The 1,611-nt window shown below is 68.0% G+C and carries 1 protein-coding gene; it reads left to right on the top strand.

Annotated features, from left to right (window positions below):
* Window positions 1–147: 147 nt before the first annotated feature.
* A complete protein-coding gene (locus tag ACWD3I_RS49180) occupies window positions 148–1,425 on the top strand; it encodes an IS701 family transposase (RefSeq protein WP_365414250.1) in 1,278 nt (425 codons plus the stop codon).
* Window positions 1,426–1,611: the final 186 nt, after the last annotated feature.

Genomic DNA, 1,611 nt, shown 5'->3' with positions numbered 1-1,611 from the left:
CTGAGTTGCCTACGTGTCACACCCAGCGTCCTACCAGGACCCGCCCCCGCACGGGACCAGAACCCAGATTGATCACAACCTCACACAGGCCCTAGTAGGGCTCCGTTAGGTCTTTCCGTCGGGCCTGATCAAGAGCATGTTGGGTGTGTGGACGCACATGAAGTGAACCGTGCTCGGGCGAAGTTGGCGTTATTCGTCGCTGATGTGTTCGCGTCGGTGCCGCGCAAGGATCAGCGGGCGAAGGGTGACTGCTATCTGCGGGGGCTGATGCTGGACGGGCGGCGCAAGTCGATCCAGCCGATGGCGGAACGGCTGCCGGATGGCAACGAGCAGAACCTGCAGCAGTTCGTGAACCAGTCGACCTGGGATCCGGTGCCGGTGCGGCGCCGGATTGCGGAGCGGATGGTGCCGAGAATCGGGCCGGACGCGTGGGCGGTCGATGACGTGTCGTTCCCCAAGGACGGGAAGATGTCGGTGGCGGTCGCGCGCCAGTACTGCGGGGCGCTGGGCAAGCGGGCCAATTGTCAGGTCGCGGTGAGCGTGCACGCGGTCTCCGATGCCGCGTCCTGTCCGCTGCAGTGGCGGTTGTTCGTGCCCCAGGAGTGGGCGGACGATGCCGGACGCCGGCAGAAGACCGGGATACCGCAGGACATCGGACACCGGGCGAAGTGGCGCCTGGCCCTGGACAGCATCGACGAGCTGGCCGGGTGGAATCTGGTGCCGCCGGTGGTGGTGGCCGATGCCGGCTACGGGCAGAACGCCGACTTCCGCGACGGCCTGGACGGCCGGGGCATCGGCTATGTCGTCGCCATCCGCTCGGATGTGAGCGTCCACCCGCACGATGCGCGGCCCACCGCCCCGGCCTGGTCCGGCAACGGCCCCAAGCCGCAGCCCCGCTACCGCGACAAGCCGTCCTGGGTGGCCGCGCTGGCGACCGGCCACGGGCGGCAGTCCTTCACCGAGGTGACCTGGCGGGAAGGCTCCCGCGGACCGATGCGCTCACACTTCCTGGCCCTGCGGGTGCGCCCGGCCGGCGTCCGGGCCCGCCGTCTGGCCCAGGCCGTCGCCATGGCCGAACACGGCCACTGGGACGGCGTCCTGCCCGAAGTGACGCTGCTGGCCGAATGGCCCGAAGGCGCCGAAACACCCACCGACTACTGGCTGTCCAACCTGCCCGCCGACACCCCGGTGGCCGAACTCGTCCGTCTGGCCAAGATCCGCTGGCGCATCGAGCACGACTACCGCGAACTCAAGCACGGCCTCGGCCTGGACCACTTCGAGGGACGTTCCTGGAACGGCTGGCATCACCACGTCACCCTGGTCACCGCCGCCCACGCATTCCTCACCGAACAGCGCCTGGCCCCAAAAGCCGATACAGCGGACTCACCCTCTACCAGATCCTCGACGTCATCCAGGACCTGCTGAACTGCTGGACCGGCACCTGCACCACCTGCCACCGGCCGCTGCCCAGCAGGACCACACCAAGATCCAGAACGACCTAACGGAGTCCTACTAGTGCTGGATTCCTCTTTCGGTGGGTATAGCTGCTGGTAGCGGGGCGATTGCGGGTACTCGGGGGCGGGTGCTGGGTCATGGTGCTGAAGGCACGGC

It is taken from the genome of Streptomyces sp. NPDC002817, assembly GCF_053592055.1.
This window is presented reverse-complemented; position numbering and strand designations above follow the sequence as displayed.